The organism is Frigoribacterium sp. PhB116, assembly GCF_004364285.1.
GTDB lineage: Bacteria > Actinomycetota > Actinomycetes > Actinomycetales > Microbacteriaceae > Frigoribacterium.
Genome location: NZ_SOBE01000002.1, coordinates 208,728 through 227,359 on the forward strand (window position 1 = coordinate 208,728; position 18,632 = coordinate 227,359).

General features: G+C 73.7%; 20 protein-coding genes. 17 read left to right on the plus strand and 3 right to left on the minus strand.

The genetic code is table 11. The features are described from left to right. The first annotated feature begins 123 nt into the window (after positions 1 to 123). The 6 genes from EDF20_RS07430 to EDF20_RS07455 all read left to right on the plus strand — a co-directional run bounded on the left by EDF20_RS07430 (position 124) and on the right by EDF20_RS07455 (position 5,151). Complete coding sequence (locus tag EDF20_RS07430) at positions 124 to 1,014, plus strand: tRNA pseudouridine synthase A (protein ID WP_243833454.1); 891 nt, start codon at positions 124 to 126, stop codon at positions 1,012 to 1,014. Further along, positions 1,011 to 1,493 carry a GNAT family N-acetyltransferase gene (locus EDF20_RS07435; protein WP_133738237.1) on the plus strand — a complete coding sequence of 161 codons (483 nt, stop codon included), beginning with the start codon at positions 1,011 to 1,013 and terminating at the stop codon, positions 1,491 to 1,493. Before EDF20_RS07430 ends, EDF20_RS07435 begins: the two co-directional genes overlap by 4 nt. A gap of 210 nt (positions 1,494 to 1,703) precedes the next feature. Continuing rightward, positions 1,704 to 2,150 carry a 50S ribosomal protein L13 gene (gene rplM, locus EDF20_RS07440; protein WP_133738238.1) on the plus strand — a complete coding sequence of 149 codons (447 nt, stop codon included), beginning with the start codon at positions 1,704 to 1,706 and terminating at the stop codon, positions 2,148 to 2,150. Between the two features lie 32 nt (positions 2,151 to 2,182). Then, on the plus strand, positions 2,183 to 2,668 hold the full coding sequence (gene rpsI, locus EDF20_RS07445; RefSeq protein ID WP_133738239.1) for a 30S ribosomal protein S9: 486 nt from the start codon (positions 2,183 to 2,185) through the stop codon (positions 2,666 to 2,668). 23 nt (positions 2,669 to 2,691) lie between these two features. Continuing rightward, positions 2,692 to 4,053 (plus strand): phosphoglucosamine mutase, encoded by a 1,362-nt coding sequence (gene glmM / locus EDF20_RS07450; protein ID WP_133738240.1) that lies wholly within the window; start codon positions 2,692 to 2,694, stop codon positions 4,051 to 4,053. Between the two features lie 60 nt (positions 4,054 to 4,113). After that, a complete protein-coding gene (locus EDF20_RS07455) occupies positions 4,114 to 5,151 on the plus strand; it encodes a YdcF family protein (protein ID WP_133738241.1) in 1,038 nt (345 codons plus the stop codon). A gap of 42 nt (positions 5,152 to 5,193) precedes the next feature. Here EDF20_RS07455 and coaA read toward each other — a convergent pair whose 3' ends face one another. Continuing rightward, positions 5,194 to 6,138, minus strand: a complete 945-nt coding sequence (gene coaA / locus EDF20_RS07460; protein ID WP_123547713.1) for a type I pantothenate kinase — start codon at positions 6,136 to 6,138, stop codon at positions 5,194 to 5,196. A 161-nt stretch (positions 6,139 to 6,299) separates the two neighbouring features. Here coaA and glmS point away from each other — a divergent pair, with 161 nt between their 5' ends. From glmS to tsaE, 5 genes are read left to right on the plus strand one after another with little or no spacing between them, the layout of a single operon-like run. Next, entirely contained in the window at positions 6,300 to 8,159 is a 1,860-nt protein-coding gene (gene glmS / locus EDF20_RS07470) for a glutamine--fructose-6-phosphate transaminase (isomerizing) (protein ID WP_123547714.1), read from the plus strand. A 30-nt stretch (positions 8,160 to 8,189) separates the two neighbouring features. Continuing rightward, the gene (locus EDF20_RS07475) at positions 8,190 to 8,624 is read left to right on the plus strand and encodes a holo-ACP synthase (protein ID WP_133738242.1); all 435 of its coding nucleotides are present in this window, start codon (positions 8,190 to 8,192) and stop codon (positions 8,622 to 8,624) included. Then, positions 8,621 to 9,709, plus strand: a complete 1,089-nt coding sequence (gene alr, locus EDF20_RS07480; RefSeq protein ID WP_133738243.1) for an alanine racemase — start codon at positions 8,621 to 8,623, stop codon at positions 9,707 to 9,709. The genes EDF20_RS07475 and alr (EDF20_RS07480) overlap by 4 nt, the downstream gene beginning before the upstream one ends. Continuing rightward, entirely contained in the window at positions 9,706 to 10,899 is a 1,194-nt protein-coding gene (alr, locus tag EDF20_RS07485) for an alanine racemase (protein WP_133738244.1), read from the plus strand. The genes alr (EDF20_RS07480) and alr (EDF20_RS07485) overlap by 4 nt, the downstream gene beginning before the upstream one ends. After that, positions 10,896 to 11,471, plus strand: coding sequence for a tRNA (adenosine(37)-N6)-threonylcarbamoyltransferase complex ATPase subunit type 1 TsaE (tsaE, locus tag EDF20_RS07490; RefSeq protein ID WP_347876495.1), 576 nt, complete (start codon positions 10,896 to 10,898; stop codon positions 11,469 to 11,471). Before alr (EDF20_RS07485) ends, tsaE begins: the two co-directional genes overlap by 4 nt. On the opposite strand, the gene EDF20_RS07495 is transcribed toward tsaE, so the two are convergent. After that, positions 11,458 to 12,300 (minus strand): helix-turn-helix transcriptional regulator, encoded by an 843-nt coding sequence (locus EDF20_RS07495; RefSeq protein ID WP_133738245.1) that lies wholly within the window; start codon positions 12,298 to 12,300, stop codon positions 11,458 to 11,460. The two genes, tsaE and EDF20_RS07495, sit on opposite strands and share 14 nt — an antisense overlap. A 165-nt stretch (positions 12,301 to 12,465) precedes the next feature. Between EDF20_RS07495 and EDF20_RS07500 the strand changes: the two genes are divergently transcribed. The 6 genes from EDF20_RS07500 to EDF20_RS15670 all read left to right on the plus strand — a co-directional run bounded on the left by EDF20_RS07500 (position 12,466) and on the right by EDF20_RS15670 (position 17,307). Continuing rightward, entirely contained in the window at positions 12,466 to 13,212 is a 747-nt protein-coding gene (locus EDF20_RS07500; RefSeq protein WP_133738246.1) for an SDR family NAD(P)-dependent oxidoreductase, read from the plus strand. A 185-nt stretch (positions 13,213 to 13,397) separates the two neighbouring features. After that, positions 13,398 to 14,072: a tRNA (adenosine(37)-N6)-threonylcarbamoyltransferase complex dimerization subunit type 1 TsaB gene (tsaB, locus tag EDF20_RS07505; RefSeq protein ID WP_133738247.1), complete on the plus strand. Its 675-nt coding sequence runs from the start codon at positions 13,398 to 13,400 to the stop codon at positions 14,070 to 14,072. After that, the gene (gene rimI, locus EDF20_RS07510; RefSeq protein ID WP_133738248.1) at positions 14,069 to 14,635 is read left to right on the plus strand and encodes a ribosomal protein S18-alanine N-acetyltransferase; all 567 of its coding nucleotides are present in this window, start codon (positions 14,069 to 14,071) and stop codon (positions 14,633 to 14,635) included. The genes tsaB and rimI overlap by 4 nt, the downstream gene beginning before the upstream one ends. A gap of 62 nt (positions 14,636 to 14,697) precedes the next feature. Further along, complete coding sequence (gene tsaD, locus EDF20_RS07515; protein ID WP_208292622.1) at positions 14,698 to 15,732, plus strand: tRNA (adenosine(37)-N6)-threonylcarbamoyltransferase complex transferase subunit TsaD; 1,035 nt, start codon at positions 14,698 to 14,700, stop codon at positions 15,730 to 15,732. A gap of 101 nt (positions 15,733 to 15,833) precedes the next feature. Then, complete coding sequence (locus EDF20_RS07520; RefSeq protein WP_123547724.1) at positions 15,834 to 16,211, plus strand: DUF4190 domain-containing protein; 378 nt, start codon at positions 15,834 to 15,836, stop codon at positions 16,209 to 16,211. 637 nt (positions 16,212 to 16,848) lie between these two features. Beyond that, positions 16,849 to 17,307, plus strand: coding sequence for a DUF4190 domain-containing protein (locus EDF20_RS15670; protein WP_166644776.1), 459 nt, complete (start codon positions 16,849 to 16,851; stop codon positions 17,305 to 17,307). An 87-nt stretch (positions 17,308 to 17,394) separates the two neighbouring features. Here the strand turns inward: EDF20_RS15670 and EDF20_RS07530 are convergent, their stop codons facing one another. Continuing rightward, on the minus strand, positions 17,395 to 18,582 hold the full coding sequence (locus EDF20_RS07530) for an SAM-dependent methyltransferase (protein ID WP_123547726.1): 1,188 nt from the start codon (positions 18,580 to 18,582) through the stop codon (positions 17,395 to 17,397). Positions 18,583 to 18,632 lie beyond the last annotated feature (50 nt).

Here is an 18,632-nt window from a genome sequence, read left to right on the forward strand (position 1 = left end):
TGCGCGAGGAGGCCCGAGGGGCGGACGGGCACGAGCCCGTCCGCCCCTCGCGTCGCCCGTAGCATGGACGGCGTGACGAGCGACGCCCCTCCTGCAGCCCCGGCCCTCGACGACCCGGCCTTCGTGCAGGCGGGCCTGACCCGGGTGCGGCTGACCGTGGCCTACGACGGCACCGCGTTCTCGGGCTGGAGCGAGCAGCCCGGCCGCCGGACGGTGCAGGGCGAGATGGAGGCTGCGCTCCGCACGCTCTTCGGCCGGCACGAGCACGTCCCGACCGTCACGGTCGCCGGCCGCACGGACGCCGGCGTGCACGCGCGGGGACAGGTGGTGCACCTCGACCTGACGGACGAGCAGATCGCCCAGCTGCAGCGGCCGCACCGCGGCATGGTCGACCGGTCGCCGCTCGACGCGCCGACGGTCCTCGCCCGGCGCCTGAACGGGCTGGCCGGCTCCTCGGACGAGATCGTCGTCTCGGGGGCGCGACTCGCGCCTCCCGGGTTCCACGCGCGCTTCGGCGCGTTGTGGCGGCGCTACGAGTACCGCATCGCCGACCGCGCGGCCGAGCGCGACCCGACGAGGCGCAGCCACACGCTCTGGTACGACCACCTGCTCGACCTCGACCTGATGAGCGCGACGGCTGCGGGCCTCGTGGGACTGCACGACTGGGCCGCCTACTGCCGCCACCGCGACTACGCGACCACCATCCGCGAGCTCCAGCACTTCACCTGGAGGCGCGACGCCGACGGCGTGCTCGTCGCGACCGTGCAGGCCGACGCCTTCTGCCACAACCTCGTGCGCAACCTCGTCGGCGCGTGCGTCGCGGTGGGGGAGGGCGCCATGCCCGAGCACCGGGCCGTCGGCGTGCGCCGCGAGGCCGCGCGCAACGGCGAGTTCCGCGTGGTCCCGGCGACGGGCCTGACCATGGTCGAGGTGGGCTACCCGTCCGACGACGAGGTCGCGGCACGCGTCGTGCTCACGCAGGTGAAGAGGTCGGCCGCTAGCCTCGACGGATGAGCGCTCCCCGCCCCGCTGCCCCGTCCGACGTCCCCGAGCTGCTGCGCCTGATCGTCGAGCTCGCGGTCTACGAGAAGGAGCCGGACGCCGTCAAGACGACCGAGGCCGACCTCGAGAGCGCGCTCTTCGGCGAGGGGCCCGCCGTCTTCGCCTTCGTGGTCGACGGCGACGAGCCGGGCGAGCTGGCGGGCCTCGCGATCTGGTTCCTCACCTTCTCGACCTGGGAGGGCGTCCACGGCATCCACCTCGAGGACCTGTACGTCGCGCCGCAGCACCGGGGCGCCGGCCACGGCCGGGCCCTGCTGGCGAGGCTGGCGCAGGAGGCGGTGGTAAGGGGGCTGGCCAGGGTCGAGTGGGCGGTCCTCGACTGGAACGAGCCCTCGATCGGCTTCTACCGGTCGCTCGGCGCCTCGTCGATGGACGAGTGGACCACCTTCCGGCTCGACGGCGACGCGCTCTCCTCGCTCGGCGCCTCCTGACGAGGGGGCGGTCCGCCGGTCGGGTCGGCCGGGCGCGACCGTTTGACGCCTCCGGGCGTGTCCGGTATCGTCGACCCTTGGTGTCTGCGCAACTGCGCGCGGCGCCCGAAGTTGAGCCCTCCACCTGACTCGTTCTCACGACATCGTCGCGACAACGGCAACGGAGCGGGATTCACGGACACCTCACCTCGACCAGGAAGCAGCACTACTGTGACGCGCACTTTCTCCCCCAAGCCGGCTGACGTCCAGCCGCAGTGGCTGATCATCGACGCGAACGACGTCGTCCTCGGCCGTCTGGCCTCGCACGTGGCAGCCCTGCTGCGCGGCAAGCACAAGGCGACCTTCGCCCCCCACATGGACATGGGCGACTTCGTCATCGTCATCAACGCCGACAAGGTGGCCCTCACCGGCTCCAAGCTGGCCGAGAAGCTCTACTACCGCCACTCGGGCTACCCGGGCGGCCTGACGGCGACGACCTACTCCGAGATGGTCGAGAAGCAGCCGACGCGTGCCGTCGAGAAGGCCATCCGCGGCATGCTGCCGAAGAACTCGCTGGGCCGTGCCCAGATCAAGAAGCTGAAGGTGTACGCGGGTGCCGAGCACCCCCACGCTGCTCAGCAGCCCACGGTTTACACCCTCGACCAGGTCGCCCAGTAGCGTCCGCCTTCAGACTTAAGGACCCCCACACAGTGGCTCAGATCGCAGATTCCATCGACCAGGCTCCCGAGAGCTTCACCACCGAGAGCTCGGCTCCCGAGACCCAGGCGACGCCCCGCGCCGTCCTGAACGTCTCCGGCTCGGCTGTCGGCCGCCGCAAGGAGGCCATCGCCCGTGCTCGCCTCGTGCCCGGCACCGGCACCTTCGTGGTCAACGGACGCACCCTCGAGGAGTACTTCCCGAACAAGCTGCACCAGCAGCTGATCAACGACCCGTTCAAGGTGCTCGACCTGCTCGGCGCCTACGACGTCACCGTCAAGGTCACCGGCGGCGGCCCCTCGGGCCAGGCGGGCGCCCTGCGTCTCGCCATCGCCCGCACGCTGAACGAGATCGACCGCGAGAACAACCGCGCCACGCTCAAGAAGGCCGGCTTCCTCACCCGCGACGCCCGCGTCATCGAGCGCAAGAAGGCCGGTCTCAAGAAGGCCCGCAAGGCCTCGCAGTTCTCGAAGCGCTAAGAAACACGAGGGGCAGGTCCGCGATGTCGCGACTCTTCGGTACCGACGGCGTTCGGGGACTTGCCAATCGCGAGCTGACCGCCGCGCTCGCCCTGGGCCTCGCCCAGGCGAGCGCGGTGGTGCTCACCAAGGGGCACCACGCCGAGGCGCGTCGTGCCGAGGGTCGGCGGCCGGTGGCCGTCGTCGCTCGTGACCCCCGCATCTCGGGGGAGTTCATCACCGCCGCCGTCTCGGCGGGCCTGGCCAGCTCCGGTGTGGACGTGCTCGACGCCGGGGTCATCCCGACCCCCGCGGCGGCGTTCCTCGTCGACGACATCGGCGCCGACTTCGGCGTCATGATCAGCGCCTCGCACAACCCGGCTCCCGACAACGGGATCAAGTTCTTCGCGTTCGGCGGCACGAAGCTGCCCGACGAGGTGGAGGACCGCATCGAGGCCGCCATGAGCGAGCCGCAGCTGATGCCGGTCGGGGGCGACGTCGGTCGCATCCGCCGCTTCGCCGACGCCGAGGACCGCTACGTCCTCCACCTCCTGGGCGCCCTGCCGAACCGGCTCGACGGCATCCACGTCGTGCTCGACTGCGCCCACGGCGCCGCGTCCGCCGTGTCGCCCGAGGTCTTCACCGACGCCGGCGCGACGATCACCCTCATCGGGGCCGACCCCGACGGCATGAACATCAACGACGGCGTCGGCTCGACGCACCTCGACAACCTCGCCGCCGCCGTGCTCGAGCACGGCGCCGACATCGGGATCGCCCACGACGGCGACTCCGACCGCTGCCTCGCGGTCGACGCGAGCGGAACGGTCGTCGACGGCGACCAGATCATGGCGATCCTCGCCGTCGCCCAGAAAGAACACGGCAGGCTGGCGCACGACACGCTCGTCGCCACGGTCATGAGCAACCTCGGGCTGATCCGCGCGATGGCCGACCACGGCATCACGGTCCGGCAGACCCGGGTCGGCGACCGGTACGTGCTCGAGGACATGAACGAGCACGGCTTCACGTTGGGCGGCGAGCAGTCGGGCCACATCGTCTTCAGCGACTACGCGACGACGGGCGACGGCATCCTCACGGGCCTCTCGCTCGTGGCGCGCATGGCCGAGACCGGCAAGACCCTCGCCGAGCTGGCCCAGGTCATGACGGTCTTCCCCCAGATCCTGATCAACGTGAAGGGCGTCGACCGTGAGCGCCTGGCGGGCGACGAGGGCGTCGCCGAGGCCGTCGCCGCCTTCGAGCGCGAGCTCGGCGACTCGGGTCGCGTGCTGCTCCGCCCGTCGGGCACGGAGCCCGTCGTCCGGGTCATGGTCGAGGCCGCCGACCAGGAGACCGCCGACCGCGTCGCGCACGCGCTCGCCGACGTCGTCCGCGAGCGGCTCGCCCTCTAGCGACTGCTCGGACGGCACGGGCATCGTGCCGCGCCGCCGCTGGTCGGGCACGATGGGCGCATGACCCTCCTCGTGCCGGCTGCCGTCTTCGCGATCCTCTACGTCGTGAGCCGGCGCCGCGACGCCCGGCGGCTGCGCAACGGGGTCTTCCTCGTCGGGGCGCTCGGGGCGCTGCTGCTCGCAGGGGTGCTCGAGCTGGCCGCCGCCAGCGCGCTGCTCCAGCTGGTCGTCGTCCTCGGCTTCGGGCTCGCGGGCGTCCTGATCCTCGTCCTGGCCGTGTTCCTGGTGGCCAACGGGGTCACGATGCTGCGCCTCGAGGGGCGCAGCCTCGGCAACCTGCTGTCGCTGCTGGCCGGGCTGGCGCTGGTCGCCCTGCCGACCGCCGCCGTGCTGCTCGTCTTCCTCCCCGCGAGGACGGCACTGCCGTCGGGCGTCGTCACGGTGCTGGTGTCGCTCGGCGTCCTCGTCTTCCTGGCCTGCCTCTACGCCGCGGCGACCTTCGCGGCCTTCGGGCTCTACTCGCTCGTCTACAGCCGGTACCGCCACACGGACCGTCCCGACGCGCTGGTCGTGCTCGGCTCCGGGCTCATCCGCGGCGAGGTGCCCCCGCTGCTGCGCAGCCGGCTCGACAGGGCCCTCGCGATCTACCGGTCGGTGCCGGTCGGGACGAGACGGCCGATCCTGGTGCCGTCCGGCGGGCAGGGCTCCGACGAGCCGCGGCCGGAGGGCGAGGCCATGGCCGAGTACCTGCTGGCCCAGGGCGTCGACCCGGCCGACGTGCACCCCGAGACCGCGTCCACGAGCACTCGCGAGAACCTCGTGCTCTCGCGGGAGGTGCAGCACGCGGCAGGTCGCGGGGGCAGCACGCTCGTCGTCACCAACGACTACCACGTGCTCCGTGCCGCCCTGCTCGCCAGGGCGGTCGGCAGCGACGCCCAGGTGGTCGGCTCACCGACGGCCGCGTATTACGTGCCGAGCGCGTTCCTCCGCGAGTACGTGGCCATCATGGTCGAGCACAAGCGCCTCAACGCGGTCGCGATCGCCGCCGTCGTCGCCTTCGTCGCGCTGCTGACCGTGGTGTCGTTCCTGCCGGTGTGACGACCGCGGCGGGCCAGGGTGCCGGCCCGCGCCTCCTCGGGCCTAGATCTTGCGGAGCAGGACCGAGCTGACCTTGTGGTCGGCCGCCTTGCGGAGCACCAGGGTGGCGCGCGACCGCGTGGGGAGGACGTTCTCGATCAGGTTGGGCTCGTTGACCGAGCGCCACACGGTCGAGGCGAAGGCCCTGGCCTCGGCCTCGTCCATGTCGGCGAACCGGTGGAAGAACGAGCGCTCCTGCGTGAAGGCGCTCTTCTGCAGCGCGAGGAACCGGTCGACGAACCAGCTCTCGATGTCGCTGGTGCGGGCGTCGACGTAGACGGTGAAGTCGAAGAGGTCGCTCAGCGCGAGCCGCCCCGCGACGGGGGGCTGCAGCACGTTGAGACCCTCGACGATCAGGATGTCGGGCCGCCGGACGACCACCTCGGCCCCCGGCATGATGTCGTAGCTCGTGTGCGAGTAGAAGGGCGCCCGCACCTCTTCCGCACCGCTCTTGACCTGGGAGACGAAGCGCAGCAGGTGCCGGCGGTCGTAGGACTCGGGGAACCCCTTGCGGTCCATGATGCCGCGGCGCTCGAGCTCGGCGTTCGGGTAGAGGAACCCGTCGGTGGTGACGAGCTCGACGCGGGGCGTGTCGTCCCACCGGCTGAGCAGCTCGCGCAGGAGGCGCGCGACGGTCGACTTGCCGACTGCCACCGAGCCCGCGACGCCGATCACGAACGGGGTGCGCTGCGCTCGCTCGCCCAGGAAGTCGCTGGTGGCCCGGTGCAGGTTGCGCGCACCGGCGGCGTAGAGGTTGAGGAGGCGGCTGAGGGGCACGTAGACGTCCTGCACCTCGCGCATGTCCAGCCGGTCGCCGAGGCCGCGGAGCTGCACGATCTCCGTCTCGGTGAGCGGGAGGCGCGTCGCCGGGGCGAGGTCGGCCCACGCGTCACGGTGGATCTCGACGAACGGCGTCGCGTGGGTCGTCGGGGAGCTCGCGTCGGCCATGGGCCCGAGGCTACCCGGTCGGCCGCCCGGCGCACCCGGGCGTGCCGCGGGGCCGGCCGGGCAGTCTCCCGAGGGCTCGTCGGGTCGTCTCCCCAGGCCCCGCCGGGCCACGCCCGGGGGCCTCGCCGACCGACCAGCGCCGACGCCCTAGGATCGTCTGCATGTGTGGAATCGTGGGATACGTGGGCTCTGCCGGAGCCGGTGAGAAGAGCGTCGAGGTGCTGCTCGGCGGCCTGAAGCGGCTCGAGTACCGCGGCTACGACTCGGCCGGGGTCGCGGTCATCGGCGCGGACGGCGCGCTCGACAGCCGCAAGAAGGCGGGCAAGCTCCAGGTGCTGGTCGACGACCTCGAGGCCGACCCCCTGCGCGACGGCCAGACCGGCATCGGCCACACCCGCTGGGCGACCCACGGCGGCCCGACCGACGAGAACGCGCACCCGCACCTCGCCGACGACGGCAAGCTCGCCCTCATCCACAACGGCATCATCGAGAACTTCTCCGAGCTCAAGGCCGAGCTGCTCGCCGAGGGCGTCGAGTTCCTCAGCGAGACCGACTCCGAGGTCGCGGCGCACCTCGTGGCCCGTGCCTACCGCGCCACCGGCGACCTCGCCGAGGCGCTGCGCACCGTCGTCGCCACCCTCGACGGCGCCTTCACCCTCCTCGTCGTACACGCGGACCAGCCCGGTGTCGTCGTCGGCGCCCGCCGCAACTCGCCGCTCGTGATCGGGCTCGGCGACGGCGAGAACTTCCTCGGCAGCGACGTCGCGGCGTTCGTCGCCCACACCCGTCGTGCCATGTCGATCGGCCAGGACCAGCTGGTCACCATCCGCCCCGACTCGGTCGAGGTCGTCGACTTCGACGGCGCCCCCGTCGAGACGAGCGAGTTCGAGATCGACTGGGACGCCTCGGCCGCCGACAAGGGCGGCTGGTCCAGCTTCATGGCGAAGGAGATCAGCGAGGAGCCCGAGGCGGTCGCGAAGACCCTGCTCGGCCGCGTGTCGGGCGGCGTCGTCTCGCTCCGCGAGCTGGACGGCGTCGCCGACCGCCTCGTGACGGTCGACCGCGTCATCGTCATCGCCTGCGGCACCGCCGCCTACGCCGGCATCCTCGGCAAGTACGCCATCGAGCAGTGGGCCCGCGTGCCCGTCGAGGTCGAGCTCGCGCACGAGTTCCGCTACCGCGACCCCGTGCTCGACGAGAAGACGCTGGTCGTCTCGATCAGCCAGTCCGGCGAGACCATGGACACGCTCATGGCCGTCAAGTACGCCCGTGAGCAGGGCGCGCAGGTCCTGTCGATCTGCAACACGCAGGGCTCGACCATCCCGCGCGAGTCCGACGCGGTCATCTACACGCACGCCGGCCCCGAGGTCGCCGTCGCGTCGACCAAGGCGTTCGTCGCCCAGGGCACGGCCCTGTTCCTGCTCGGGCTGCACCTCGCGAAGCTCCGCGGCACGCTCAGCACCGACGAGATCGCCGCGCAGGTCACCGACCTCCAGGCCATCCCGGAGAAGATCGAGCGCGTGCTCGAGTCGTCCGAGCGCATCCGCACCCTGGCGGGCTGGATGGCCGACACGCGGTCGGTGCTGTTCCTCGGCCGCCACGTGGGCTACCCGATCGCCCTCGAGGGCGCCCTGAAGCTCAAGGAGCTCGCGTACATCCACGCCGAGGGCTTCGCCGCCGGCGAGCTGAAGCACGGCCCGATCGCGCTGATCGAGCCCGGCCAGATCGTCTTCGTGATCGTGCCGTCGCCCCGCGACCCGCGCTCGCTGCACCCGAAGGTCGTCTCGAACATCCAGGAGATCCGCGCCCGAGGTGCTCGCGTCATCGCGATCGCCGAGGAGGGCGACGCCGCGGTGCTGCCCTTCGCCGACGAGGTGCTGCACATCCCGCTCGCCGCGCCGCTCTTCGAGTCGCTGCTCGCCGTCGTGCCGTTGCACGTCTTCGGGATGGAGCTCGCCGCGGCCAAGGGCCTGGACGTCGACCAGCCGCGCAACCTCGCCAAGTCGGTCACCGTCGAGTAGCGGGCCGCCGATGACACACCCCCGCAGATCGTGATCGTGGGCATCGGGGTCGACGTGGTCGACCTGGACCGCTTCGAGGGCTCGCTCGACCGCACGCCGGCCCTGCGCACCCGCCTGTTCGGCGAGGCCGAGCTGGTGCTGCGCGACGGCTCGCCCCGTCGCGTCGAGTCGCTGGCCGCCCGCTTCGCCGCCAAGGAGGCGCTGATCAAGGCCCTGGGCGGCTCGGCCGGGGTGCGCTGGCACGACGTCGTCGTCGAGTCGGACCCCGACGGGGCGCCGAGCCTCGTGCTCACCGGGGGAGCGCGGTCGCTGGCCGACTCGCGGGGCGTGACGCGCCTCCACCTGTCACTCAGCCACGACGGCGGCGTCGCGGTCGCGTACGTCGTCGCCGAGGGGCCCGAGCCCGGCCAGGCGCCGTCCGCGCGATCGGCGAGCTCGTCGGACGAGGAGGCGGTGGTCGCGTGACGCAGGACGTCCGGCTGACCGTCGACACGGCGGCCCTCGCCCACAACGTCGGGGTGCTCCGCGAGAGGGCGGGCTCCGCCCTCGTGATGGTCGTCGTCAAGGCGAACGCCTACGGACACGGTGCGGTCGAGAGCGCCCGGGCCTTCGCCGCTGCCGGTGTCGACTGGCTCGGCGTCGCCGACCTCGACGAGGCCCTCGAGCTCCGCCGCGCGGGCATCACCACGCCGGTGCTCGCCTGGCTGCACGCGCCCGGCGAGACGTTCGAGCAGGCGGCTCGGCACGACGTGACGCCTGCGGTCTCCGACCTCGCGCAGCTCGAGGCGGCCGCCGCCGCGGGCGTCCGCGCCGTGCACCTCTGCGTCGACACCGGGCTCAGCCGCAACGGGGCCGTCGAGTCCGAGTGGCCCGCCCTGTTCGACCGGGCCGCCGAGCTGCGCGACGTGCTGCCCGTCGAGGGGCTGATGAGCCACCTCTCGAACACGTCGCCCGAGGAGGACGGGCTGCAGCTCGCCTCCTTCCTCCGTGCCTCCGCCGCCCTCGGCGAGCGGGGCGTCGAGCCGCCGCTCCGGCACCTCGCGGCGTCGGCGGCGGCCCTGCACTACGAGGGCTCCCACACCACGCTGGTGCGTCTCGGGCTGGCGGCCTACGGACTGAGCCCGTTCCCCGACCGCACCTCGGCAGACCTGGGTCTCCGGCCGGCCCTGACGATGACGGCGCCCGTGACGTCGACCAAGCGCGTCCCCGCCGGCGAGGGCGTCTCGTACGGGTACCTGTTCCGGCCCGAGCGCGACACCACCATCGCCGTCGTCCCGGTCGGCTACTCGGACGGGATCGACCGCGCCGCGAGCGACCGCGCGTCGGTGACGATCGGCCAGCGCACCTACCGCGTGCGCGGGCGCATCGCCATGAACGCCCTCGTGATCGACGTCGGCGACGACCCGGTCGAGGTCGGCGACGAGGTCGTCGTGTTCGGCGACCCGGCGCTCGGGCGACAGGGCGCCGACGACTGGGCCCGCGCCTCCGGCAGCATCACCTGGGACGTCGTCGCCTCGCTCTCCGCACGACTCCCGAGGAGCACCGCATGACGGCCTGGATGCGCCGCGCGACGATCGACCTGGCCGCCTACCGGGCGAACCTGACCTCGCTGATCGAGCGCATGGCGCCGGTCGAGGTGCTCGCGATCGTCAAGGCCGACGCCTACTCGCTGGGCGCCGACGTGATCGTGCCCGAGGCGCTCGCCGCGGGGATCCGCTGGTTCGGCACGGTCGAGCCGCAGCCCGCGTACGAGATGCGCCGGGCGGGCGTCGGCGACGAGGCGTCGTTCTTCGCCTGGCAGCTCGGCCCCGACGAGGACTGGGACGCCGCCGTGCGGCTCCGGGTCGACCTCGGGGTCTCGACCCTCGAGCAGCTCGAGTCGTTCGCCGCCGCCGCCCGGGCGGCGGGCCCGGGCCACGAGGCGCTCGTCCACCTCACGATCGACACCGGGCTGCACCGCGAGGGCTGCCTGCCCGCCGACTGGCCCGCCTTCGTCGCGCGCGCCGTCGAGCTGCGCGACGAGGGCACGGTGCGGCTGCGCGGCGCGTTCTCGCACGTGTCCGAGACGAGCGAGGCCGACGACCACGCCGCCTCCCTCGTGTTCCGCAGGGCGCTCGAGGACGCGGAGGCGCTGGGGGCGACGTTCGAGAAGCGCCACATGTCGTCCAGCTCGGCGGGCATGGAGCACCCCGAGCGGCGCTTCGACATGGTCCGCATGGGCTCGAACGGCTACGGCAACCCCGTCACGGAGGGCGTGACCGCCGCCGACCGCGGGCTCCGCCCCGTGCTGACCCTCGGCGCCCGCGTGGTGCGCGTCAAGCGCGTCGCGGCCGGCACCGGCGTCTCGTACGACTACACCTGGCGGGCCGAGCGCGACACCACGCTCGCCCTCGTGCCCCTCGGCTACGCGGACGGCGTGAGCCGGCGGGCGCAGCAGCGAGCCCAGGTGACGATCCACGGCCGGCGGTACCCGATCGTGGGCCGCGTCGCGATGGACCAGTTCCTCGTCGACGTCGGCGACGACGTGGTCGAGGTCGGCGACGAGGTGCTGCTCTTCGGCCCCGGCGACGACGGCGAGCTCACCATCGGCGAGTGGGCCGACCTGACCGACAGCATCCCGGAGGAGGTCTCCTGCCGCATCGGCGCGCGCGTGCCGCGGCACTACCTCGGCAGGACCGGCGGGGGAGTCGGCCCCCGCGCGACCGCGCCCGACGGGACGGCTGCCGGGGCGTCCTCGTGACCGCGCCGCCGCCTCCTGCGGGCCGGGTGCTGTTCGCCGGCGACCTCGTCGACACCGAGGCGACGGAGGCGCTCGGCCGCCGGCTCGCCGGGCTGCTGCGTGCCGGCGACCTGCTGGTGCTGACGGGGCCGCTGGGCGCCGGCAAGACCACGCTGACCCGCGGCCTCGGCGCCGGGCTGCAGGTGCGAGGCCAGGTGGCGAGCCCCACGTTCGTCCTCGCGCGCACGCACCCGACGGCCTCGGGCGTGCCGCTCGTGCACGTCGACGCGTACCGGCTGGGCGGCGCCGACGAGCTCGACGACCTCGACCTCGACTACGAGGGGTCGGTCGTCGTGGTCGAGTGGGGCGCCGGGCTGCTCGACGGCGTGGCGGAGTCGTGGCTCGACGTCGTGATCGAGCGCCCGACCGGCGCGGGAGGCGAGCTCGGCGACGACGGCCGCGACCCCGAGGGCCTCCCCGCCCCCGACGGCCTCGCCGACACCGACCCCGACGACGTCGCTGACGAGCCGCGCCGCCTGACGATCACGGCGCACGGCCCGCGCTGGGAGGGCGTCCGGCTCACGACCGGCTGAAGCGCTGCTCTCCCACGACGCCGAGCAGCCCGAGCGCCTCGGCGGCGCCCGACCCGGGCACGGGGGTGAGCACGAGCAGCACCTGCGACTGGTCCTCGGTGAAGAGCGCCTGGCAGTGCACCTCGATCTCGCCGACCTCGGGGTGCCGCAGGGTCTTGTGCTCGTCGAAGCGGCTGCCCACCTCCTGCAGGTCCCAGTAGCGACGGAACTCGTCGCTCGACGCGAGGAGGCTCGCCACGACGCGCGCCGCCAGCGGATCGGGATCGGGCATCGACGTGGCGACGCGCAGCTGCGCGACCTGGAGCCGGCCCTGGTGCTCGTGGTCGTGCTCCGGGTACTGGCCGCGCGCCTCCGGGTGGGCGAACCAGCGGTGGATGCCGCTGCGGTCGAGGCCGGTCCAGCCGAGCCCGTCGCCGAAGACGGCGGCGGCGAGCCGGTTCTGCGCCAGGGTCTCGCCGAGCTCGGTGATGACGAGGGCGGGGGTGTCGTCGAGGCGGTCGAGCACGCGCATGAGGCCGGGGCTGACGTGCGGCGAGCGGCGGGCGCGGCGGGGAGCCTCGTGGCCGGCGAGGCGGAACAGGTGGTCGCGCTCGTCGAGGTCGAGGCGCAGCCCGCGGGCGATGGCCGTGAGCATCTGGTCGGAGGGCTGCGGCCCCCGGCGCTGCTCGAGGCGGGCCCAGTAGTCGGACGACATGCCGACGACCGAGGCGATCTCCTCCCGCCGCAGGCCGACGGTGCGACGACGGGCGCCGGCGGGCAGGCCGACGTCGGAGGGCTGCAGCGCCTCGCGGCGTGCGCGGAGGAACTCGGCGAGTCCGGGACGGTCCATGGGCCCATCCTCGCCCCTGGCGGCGGCGCGGACCAGGGACCGGCGCTCCCCCGATGGGCGCTCCCTTCCCGGGCGGGGAGGCGCGGCGCAGGCTGGGCTGCGACGGGGCCCCGGGCCCCGACGCCGCCGGACGAGACCGACGGCCCACACGATCGAGGAGACACCATGAAGACCACCGGGAACACCGTCCTGATCACCGGCGCCACATCGGGCATCGGCCTCGGCCTCGCCGAGCGCCTGAGCGCCCGCGGCGACACCGTGATCGTCGCGGGACGCCGCCGTGCGCTGCTCGACCAGATCGTCGCGACGCACCCCGGCGTGCACGCCGTCGAGCTCGACGTCGCCGACCCCGAGTCGATCCGCTCGGCCTTCGAGACGGTCACCCGCGAGCACCCCGGCCTCGACGTCGTCGTGACGATGGCGGGCATCATGCTCCCCGAGGACCTCCGTGACCCTGCGCACCTCGACGTCGCCGAGTCGATCGTCACGACGAACCTGCTCGGCACGATCCGCACCGCCGCCGCGTTCGGCCCCTGGCTCGCGGCCAAGCCGGACGGCGTGCTGATGACGGTCTCGTCGGGCCTGGCGTTCGTGCCCCTGCCCGTGACGCCGACCTACTCCGCCACGAAGGCCGCGGTGCACTCGTTCACCCAGAGCCTCCGCGTGCAGTGGGCCGACACGCCCCTGCAGGTCGTCGAGCTCGTGCCGCCGGCCGTCCAGACGACGCTGATGGGCCAGCAGGACGACGAGTCGGCCATGCCGCTCGACGAGTTCCTCGACGAGACCGTGCAGATCCTCGAGCAGCAGCCCGACGTCGAGGAGGTGCTCGTGCGGCGCGTGCGGTTCCTCCGCGACGCCGAGGCCGAGGGGCGCCACACGGACGTGCTCGCGCTGCTCTCGCAGCACCGCTGACCGGCCGTCCCTCTCCTCATCCAGGAACATCCGTCCTGATCCGCGCGGGGGAGGGACTCGCGGTCCTGAGCCGTGCACGGTTCAGGAACCGTCGCGGTCGTCGTCCTGAGTCCTGGCCCGCGGGGCGTCCGATCCGAGACGAGGAGGCGCGGGCCGCGTCGGCGGCACCGCCTACGATTGACCTCGTGATCCTGGCCATCGACACCTCCGCCGGCACGGCCGTCGCCGTCGTCGACCGCGACGGCGGGGTCCTCGCCGAGCGGTCGGTCGCCGACACGCGTCGGCACGCCGAGGTGATCGGCACGCTGATCGAGGCCGTCACGACCGAGGCCGGCGTCGTCCCGCGCGACCTCAGCGCGGTCGTCGCGGGCGTCGGGCCCGGCCCGTTCACCGGTCTCCGGGTCGGCATCGTCGCCGCCCGGGCCTACGCGTTCGGCGCCGGGGTGCCCTGCCTCGCCGTCGGCAGCCACGACGCGGTCGCCTTCGAGCGCCTCAGCGCCGCGGCCGGCAGATCGGTCTCCGACGCGGGCGGTCGCCTCGACTCCCCGCTCGTGGTCGTCACCGACGCGCGCCGGCGTGAGGTGGCCTGGACGGCGTGGTCGGGCCTCGACGACGACGGCCTCCCCGTGTCCGTCGGGGGGCCGGCGCTCGTGGTGCCGGCGCTCCTCGACGACGCGACCGGCGCCTCCTCGGCCTGGCCCCGCACCGATCCCGACGACACCGTCGTCTCGGCCGGTGCGCTCGGCATGCTGGCCGAGCGGCTCTTCGAGCACGGCCGGCCGTTCGCCGACGCGGCTCCGCTCTACCTGCGCGAGCCTGACGTGACGCCGGCGGCCCGGCCGAAGACGGTCAGCCAGTGAGCTTCCGGCTGCGACGCGCCTCCGTGGACGACCTCGACGCCGTCATGGCGATCGAGACGTCGGTCTTCGTGAACGACGCCTGGTCGAGCGAGGGGATGGCGCACGAGCTCGCCTCCCGCGACGGCTTCTACCTGGTCGCCACGCCCGACGCCGATGACACCCGCATCGTGGGTTACAGCGGGCTCATGGTCTTGCCCGGCGCTCCCGACGCCGACGTCCAGACCATCGCCGTGCTGCCCGAGGCTCGACGCTCGGGGCTCGGACGTGCGCTCATGGGCCAGATGATCGCGGAGGCCCGGCGACGGGGCGTCCGCGAGGTGTTCCTCGAGGTGCGTGCCGACAACCCCGGGGCGCAGAGCCTCTACGAGTCGCTCGGCTTCGAGGCGATCGCCGTGCGCCCCCGCTACTACATGCCCGACGCCGTCGACGCGGTCGTCATGCGGCTGCGGGTGCCGGCGACGACGACCGAGCCGGCGGGGCCCGTGACGGAGCCCGCGGTCGTGCCCTCGACGGCGCCCGCGGTCGTCGTGCCCGAGACGAGCGAGAGCGAGCCCCTGTCGTGACCGAGACCACCGCCTCCTCGACCGGCGCCGTCCGGGTCGCCGACGTGGGCCGTGGCCCCGTCGTGCTCGGCATCGAGACGAGCTGCGACGAGACCGGGGTCGGCATCGTGCGCGGCACCGAGCTGCTCGCCAACGTCATCTCGTCGTCGATGGACGAGCACGCCCGCTACGGCGGCGTCGTGCCCGAGGTCGCCGCCCGCGCCCACCTCGACGCGATGGAGCCCGCCCTGCGCGCGGCGCTCGCCGAGGCCGGGCTGACGCTCGACGAGGTCGACGCGATCGCCGTCACGAGCGGCCCCGGGCTGGCCGGCGCCCTCATGGTCGGGGTCGGCGCGGCCAAGGCGCTCGCGCTGGCCACCGGCAAGCCCCTCTACGCCGTGAACCACCTCGTCGGGCACGTCGGCGCCGACGTGCTGCGCGACGACGGCAGCGACCTCGAGCTGCCGACCGTCGCCCTGCTCGTCTCGGGCGGCCACACCTCGTTGCTGCACGTGCGCGACCTCGTCGACGACGTCGAGCTGCTCGGCGAGACCATCGACGACGCGGCGGGCGAGGCCTTCGACAAGGTCGCCCGTCTGCTCGGCCTGCCCTATCCGGGCGGGCCGCACATCGACCGCGTCGCCGTCGGGGGAGACCCGGCCGCGATCCGGTTCCCCCGCGGCCTCACCCTGCCGAAGGACAGGGCGGCCCACCGCTGGGACTTCTCGTTCTCGGGGCTCAAGACCGCCGTCGCCCGGTGGGTCGAGCGCCGCCGCGACGAGGGGCAGGAGGTGCCGGTCGCCGACGTGGCGGCCAGCTTCCGCGAGGCGGTCGCCGACGTCCTGCTCACGAAGGCGCTCGACGCGTGCGCCGAGCTCGGCGTGCCGCGCCTGCTGCTCGGCGGGGGAGTCGTCGCCAACGCCCGGGTGCGGCAGCTCGCGGAGGAGCGCTGCGCAGCAGCCGGAGTGGAGCTGCGCGTGCCGCCCCTGTCGCTCTGCACCGACAACGGCGCCATGATCGCGGCCCTCGGCGCACAGCTCGTCTCCCGGGGGCGGGCGCCGTCGCCGCTCGACTTCGGGGCGGACTCCACGCTGCCGGTGACGGTCGTCCAGGTCTGACGCGCACCGCGCCTCGGCCGTCCACAGCCCCCGTGCGCTGCCGAGCCGCCGCTGGCCCCCCACGCTAAGGTGGGGGCCTCACGACCAAGGAGACCCCGGACATGACCGACCAGAACCCGGCCCCCCAGGGCCAGCCCTACCAGCAGGACGCCTACCAGCAGAACCCGTACCAGGCGCCCCCGGCGCCGAACGGCGGCTACGGCGCCCCGGCCCAGCGCAACTCGCTCGCCCTCGTCGCCCTGATCCTCGGCATCGCCGGCTTCTTCACGGGCATCGCCAGCATCGGCGCCATCGTCGTCGGCCACATCTCGCTGAGCCAGATCAAGAAGACCGGCGAAGAGGGCCGCAGCATGGCGCTGTGGGGCACGATCCTCGGCTACGCCGCGATCGCGCTGGGCATCATCCTCGCGATCGTCTTCTTCGTCTTCATCTTCGCCGTCGGCTCCGCGGAAGGCTTCGGCGAGTACAGCAACTACTAGCCACCGTGCGGGTCGCCAGCCCGCCGCCGAGGTGACCAGCCGTCCTCCTCGACTCGGTGGATAGCATGACGGGGTCCGCGCTCACCGGCGCGGGCCCCGTTCCCGCATCCTGAGCGTGCCGACCGCACGACTCGTCCGCAGCAGCCCCGCACGCGAAAGGCTCCTCATGGCCACCGACGACCCGAACACCGAGCAGCCGGCACCCGGCTCGTCTCCCGCGCCCGCCCCGTCGGGCGAGCACGCATCTGCCTCGTCGGGCGACCACGACCGACCCGCTTCGTCGCCGCCGCTGCCGCCCACCGCCTTCCCCGGCGCCGCCTCGCAGCCGCCCGCGCCCCAGCCCTCGCACCACCCGTTCGTCGCACCGGGCGCCGCGTCGTCCCCGCCGCAGCCTCCGGCGTCGGCTCCGTATGGTGCGCCGCAGCCTCCGGTGTCGGCTCCGTATGGTGCGCCGCAGCCTCCGGCGTCGGCTCCGTATGGTGCGCCGCAGCCTCCGGCGTCGGCTCCGTACGGTGCGCCGCAGCCTCCGGCGTCGGCTCCGTACGGTGCGCCGCAGGCTCCGCCTCGGCCCGTCTACGGCCAGCCGGGCCAGCAGGGGCAGCAGCCCTACGGCGGCCCACAGCAGCAGCAGTACGGCGTGCCCCCGCAGCAGTACGGTGCTCCCGCGCAGCAGCAGTACGGCGCGACTCAGCAGCAGTACGGCGTGCCCCCGCAGCAGCCCTACGGAGCGCCGCCGCAGCAGTACGGCGCCCCGCAGCAGCAGTACGGCGCGGCGTACTCGCCCTACGCCTCGGCGGGTGCCACGAAGCCCTCGAGCGTCCTCAGCATCCTGTCGCTCGTCGCGTCGATCGTCGGGTTCCTCGGGGTCATCGTCACCTTCGGCGGCGGCGTCGTGTTCTCGATCGCGGCGGTCGTGCTCGGCCACATCGCCGGCCGGCGTGAGCGGCAGTCGCGCAAGCTCTGGCTGCCGGGCCTCATCGTCGGCTACGCGGGCATCGCCCTCGCGGTGGTCATCTGGATCGGGCTGATCGTCTTCTTCGCGAGCATGCCCGGCGGGTCGTCCGGCACGTTCGACGGCGGGTACGGGCAGTCCTGACCCGCGCCTCCGGGGGCAGGTCGTCAGAGGGGCAGGTCGTCCGGGCGGCGGGCCGTCAGGACGACCGGCCGCGTGGGCGGCCAGTCGTCAGACGCGCTCGCAGAGCAGCGCGGTGTGGCGACCGGCCACCCGGGTCAGCACCAGGGTCGCGGCGTGCGTGCCCTGCAGCGACAGCCGCTTGCGGAACGCCGCGGGGTCGACGTCGACGCCGCGCTTCTTGATCTCGAGCCGGCCGATGCCCCGGGTGCGCAGCTCGCGCTTCAGGGTCTTCTCGTCGAGCGGGAACGTCTCGACGACGCGGAACACCTGGGCGAACGGCGTCTCGACCGCCTCGTCGGAGGTGAGCCACGCGATGTCCCGGCTGAGCGTGCGGGCACCGAGCCGCCGAGCCAGGTCGCCGATCAGCCGGGCGCGGATGACGGCTCCGTCGGGCTCGTAGAGGTACTCGCCGAGCTCGCCGACCTCGACGTCGTCGGAGTCGGCGGGCGCGGTCAGCTCGGCCGTGCCGTGCGCTCCCACGACGAGCGCGGCCCTGCCCACGCCGGGGCGGGCGAGCGGCCCGAACCAGACGCCGACCTCGACCACCTCGCGGTCGACCGAGATCCACTGGCACTCGGCGTCGGCGGGCAGCAGCTCGCGGTCGACGCCGGGGCCGAGCTTGACCCCGGTGGGCAGGCGCTCGGCCCAGCCGAACGCGACGTCGAGCGAGGGCGACCAGTCGGCCGGGTCGGCCAGCCGCCTCGTCGCGGCGTGGCCGGCCGTGCGGCGGGCCGGGTCGAGGAACACGCCCTCGACGTCGCCGACGTCGACCGTCGCGGCGTCGCCCTGGACGACGCGCGACGAAGCCCAGGGCGCGAGGTTGTAGGAGGCGACGGCCGCGGTGACCTCGTCGCGGTCGACCGCCAGCACGTCGAGCTCGAGGGCGGCCAGCGCGAGCGCGTCGCCGCCGATGCCGCAGCCGAGGTCGGCGACGCTGCCGAGCCCGGCGGCCCGGTAGCGGCCGGCGTGGCGGGCGGCGACGGGGAGGCGCGTGGCCTGCTCGAGACCGGCCTCGGTGAAGAGCATGCGGCTGGCGAAGTCGCCGAACTTCGTGACGGCCTTGGCCCGGAGCCGGGACTGGCTCAGCACGGCCGCGACCAGGGAGGGCGAGTGGCCCTGCCGGCGGAGCGCCGCGACGGCGCCGACGACGTCGTCGGACGCGCTCCACGGCGGGAGCGAGTCGAGCAGTCGGAGCCCCTCGGGCGAGAGCACGTCGAGGAGCTCAGCAGTGTCCATGGCACCAGTCTCGCCCATCGCCGACCGACTCTGGCACTCGGATTGACCGA

Coding starts and splice junctions, on each gene's coding strand:
- EDF20_RS07530 (WP_123547726.1), bottom strand. CDS start 18,582: ATGGACACTGCTGAGCTCCTCGACGTGCTCTCGCCCGAGGGGCTCCGA.
- EDF20_RS07520 (WP_123547724.1), top strand. CDS start 15,834: ATGACCGACCAGAACCCGGCCCCCCAGGGCCAGCCCTACCAGCAGGAC.
- glmS (WP_123547714.1), top strand. CDS start 6,300: ATGTGTGGAATCGTGGGATACGTGGGCTCTGCCGGAGCCGGTGAGAAG.
- EDF20_RS07500 (WP_133738246.1), top strand. CDS start 12,466: ATGAAGACCACCGGGAACACCGTCCTGATCACCGGCGCCACATCGGGC.
- coaA (WP_123547713.1), bottom strand. CDS start 6,138: ATGGCCGACGCGAGCTCCCCGACGACCCACGCGACGCCGTTCGTCGAG.
- EDF20_RS07455 (WP_133738241.1), top strand. CDS start 4,114: ATGACCCTCCTCGTGCCGGCTGCCGTCTTCGCGATCCTCTACGTCGTG.
- glmM (WP_133738240.1), top strand. CDS start 2,692: ATGTCGCGACTCTTCGGTACCGACGGCGTTCGGGGACTTGCCAATCGC.
- EDF20_RS07495 (WP_133738245.1), bottom strand. CDS start 12,300: ATGGACCGTCCCGGACTCGCCGAGTTCCTCCGCGCACGCCGCGAGGCG.
- alr (WP_133738244.1), top strand. CDS start 9,706: ATGACGGCCTGGATGCGCCGCGCGACGATCGACCTGGCCGCCTACCGG.
- EDF20_RS07435 (WP_133738237.1), top strand. CDS start 1,011: ATGAGCGCTCCCCGCCCCGCTGCCCCGTCCGACGTCCCCGAGCTGCTG.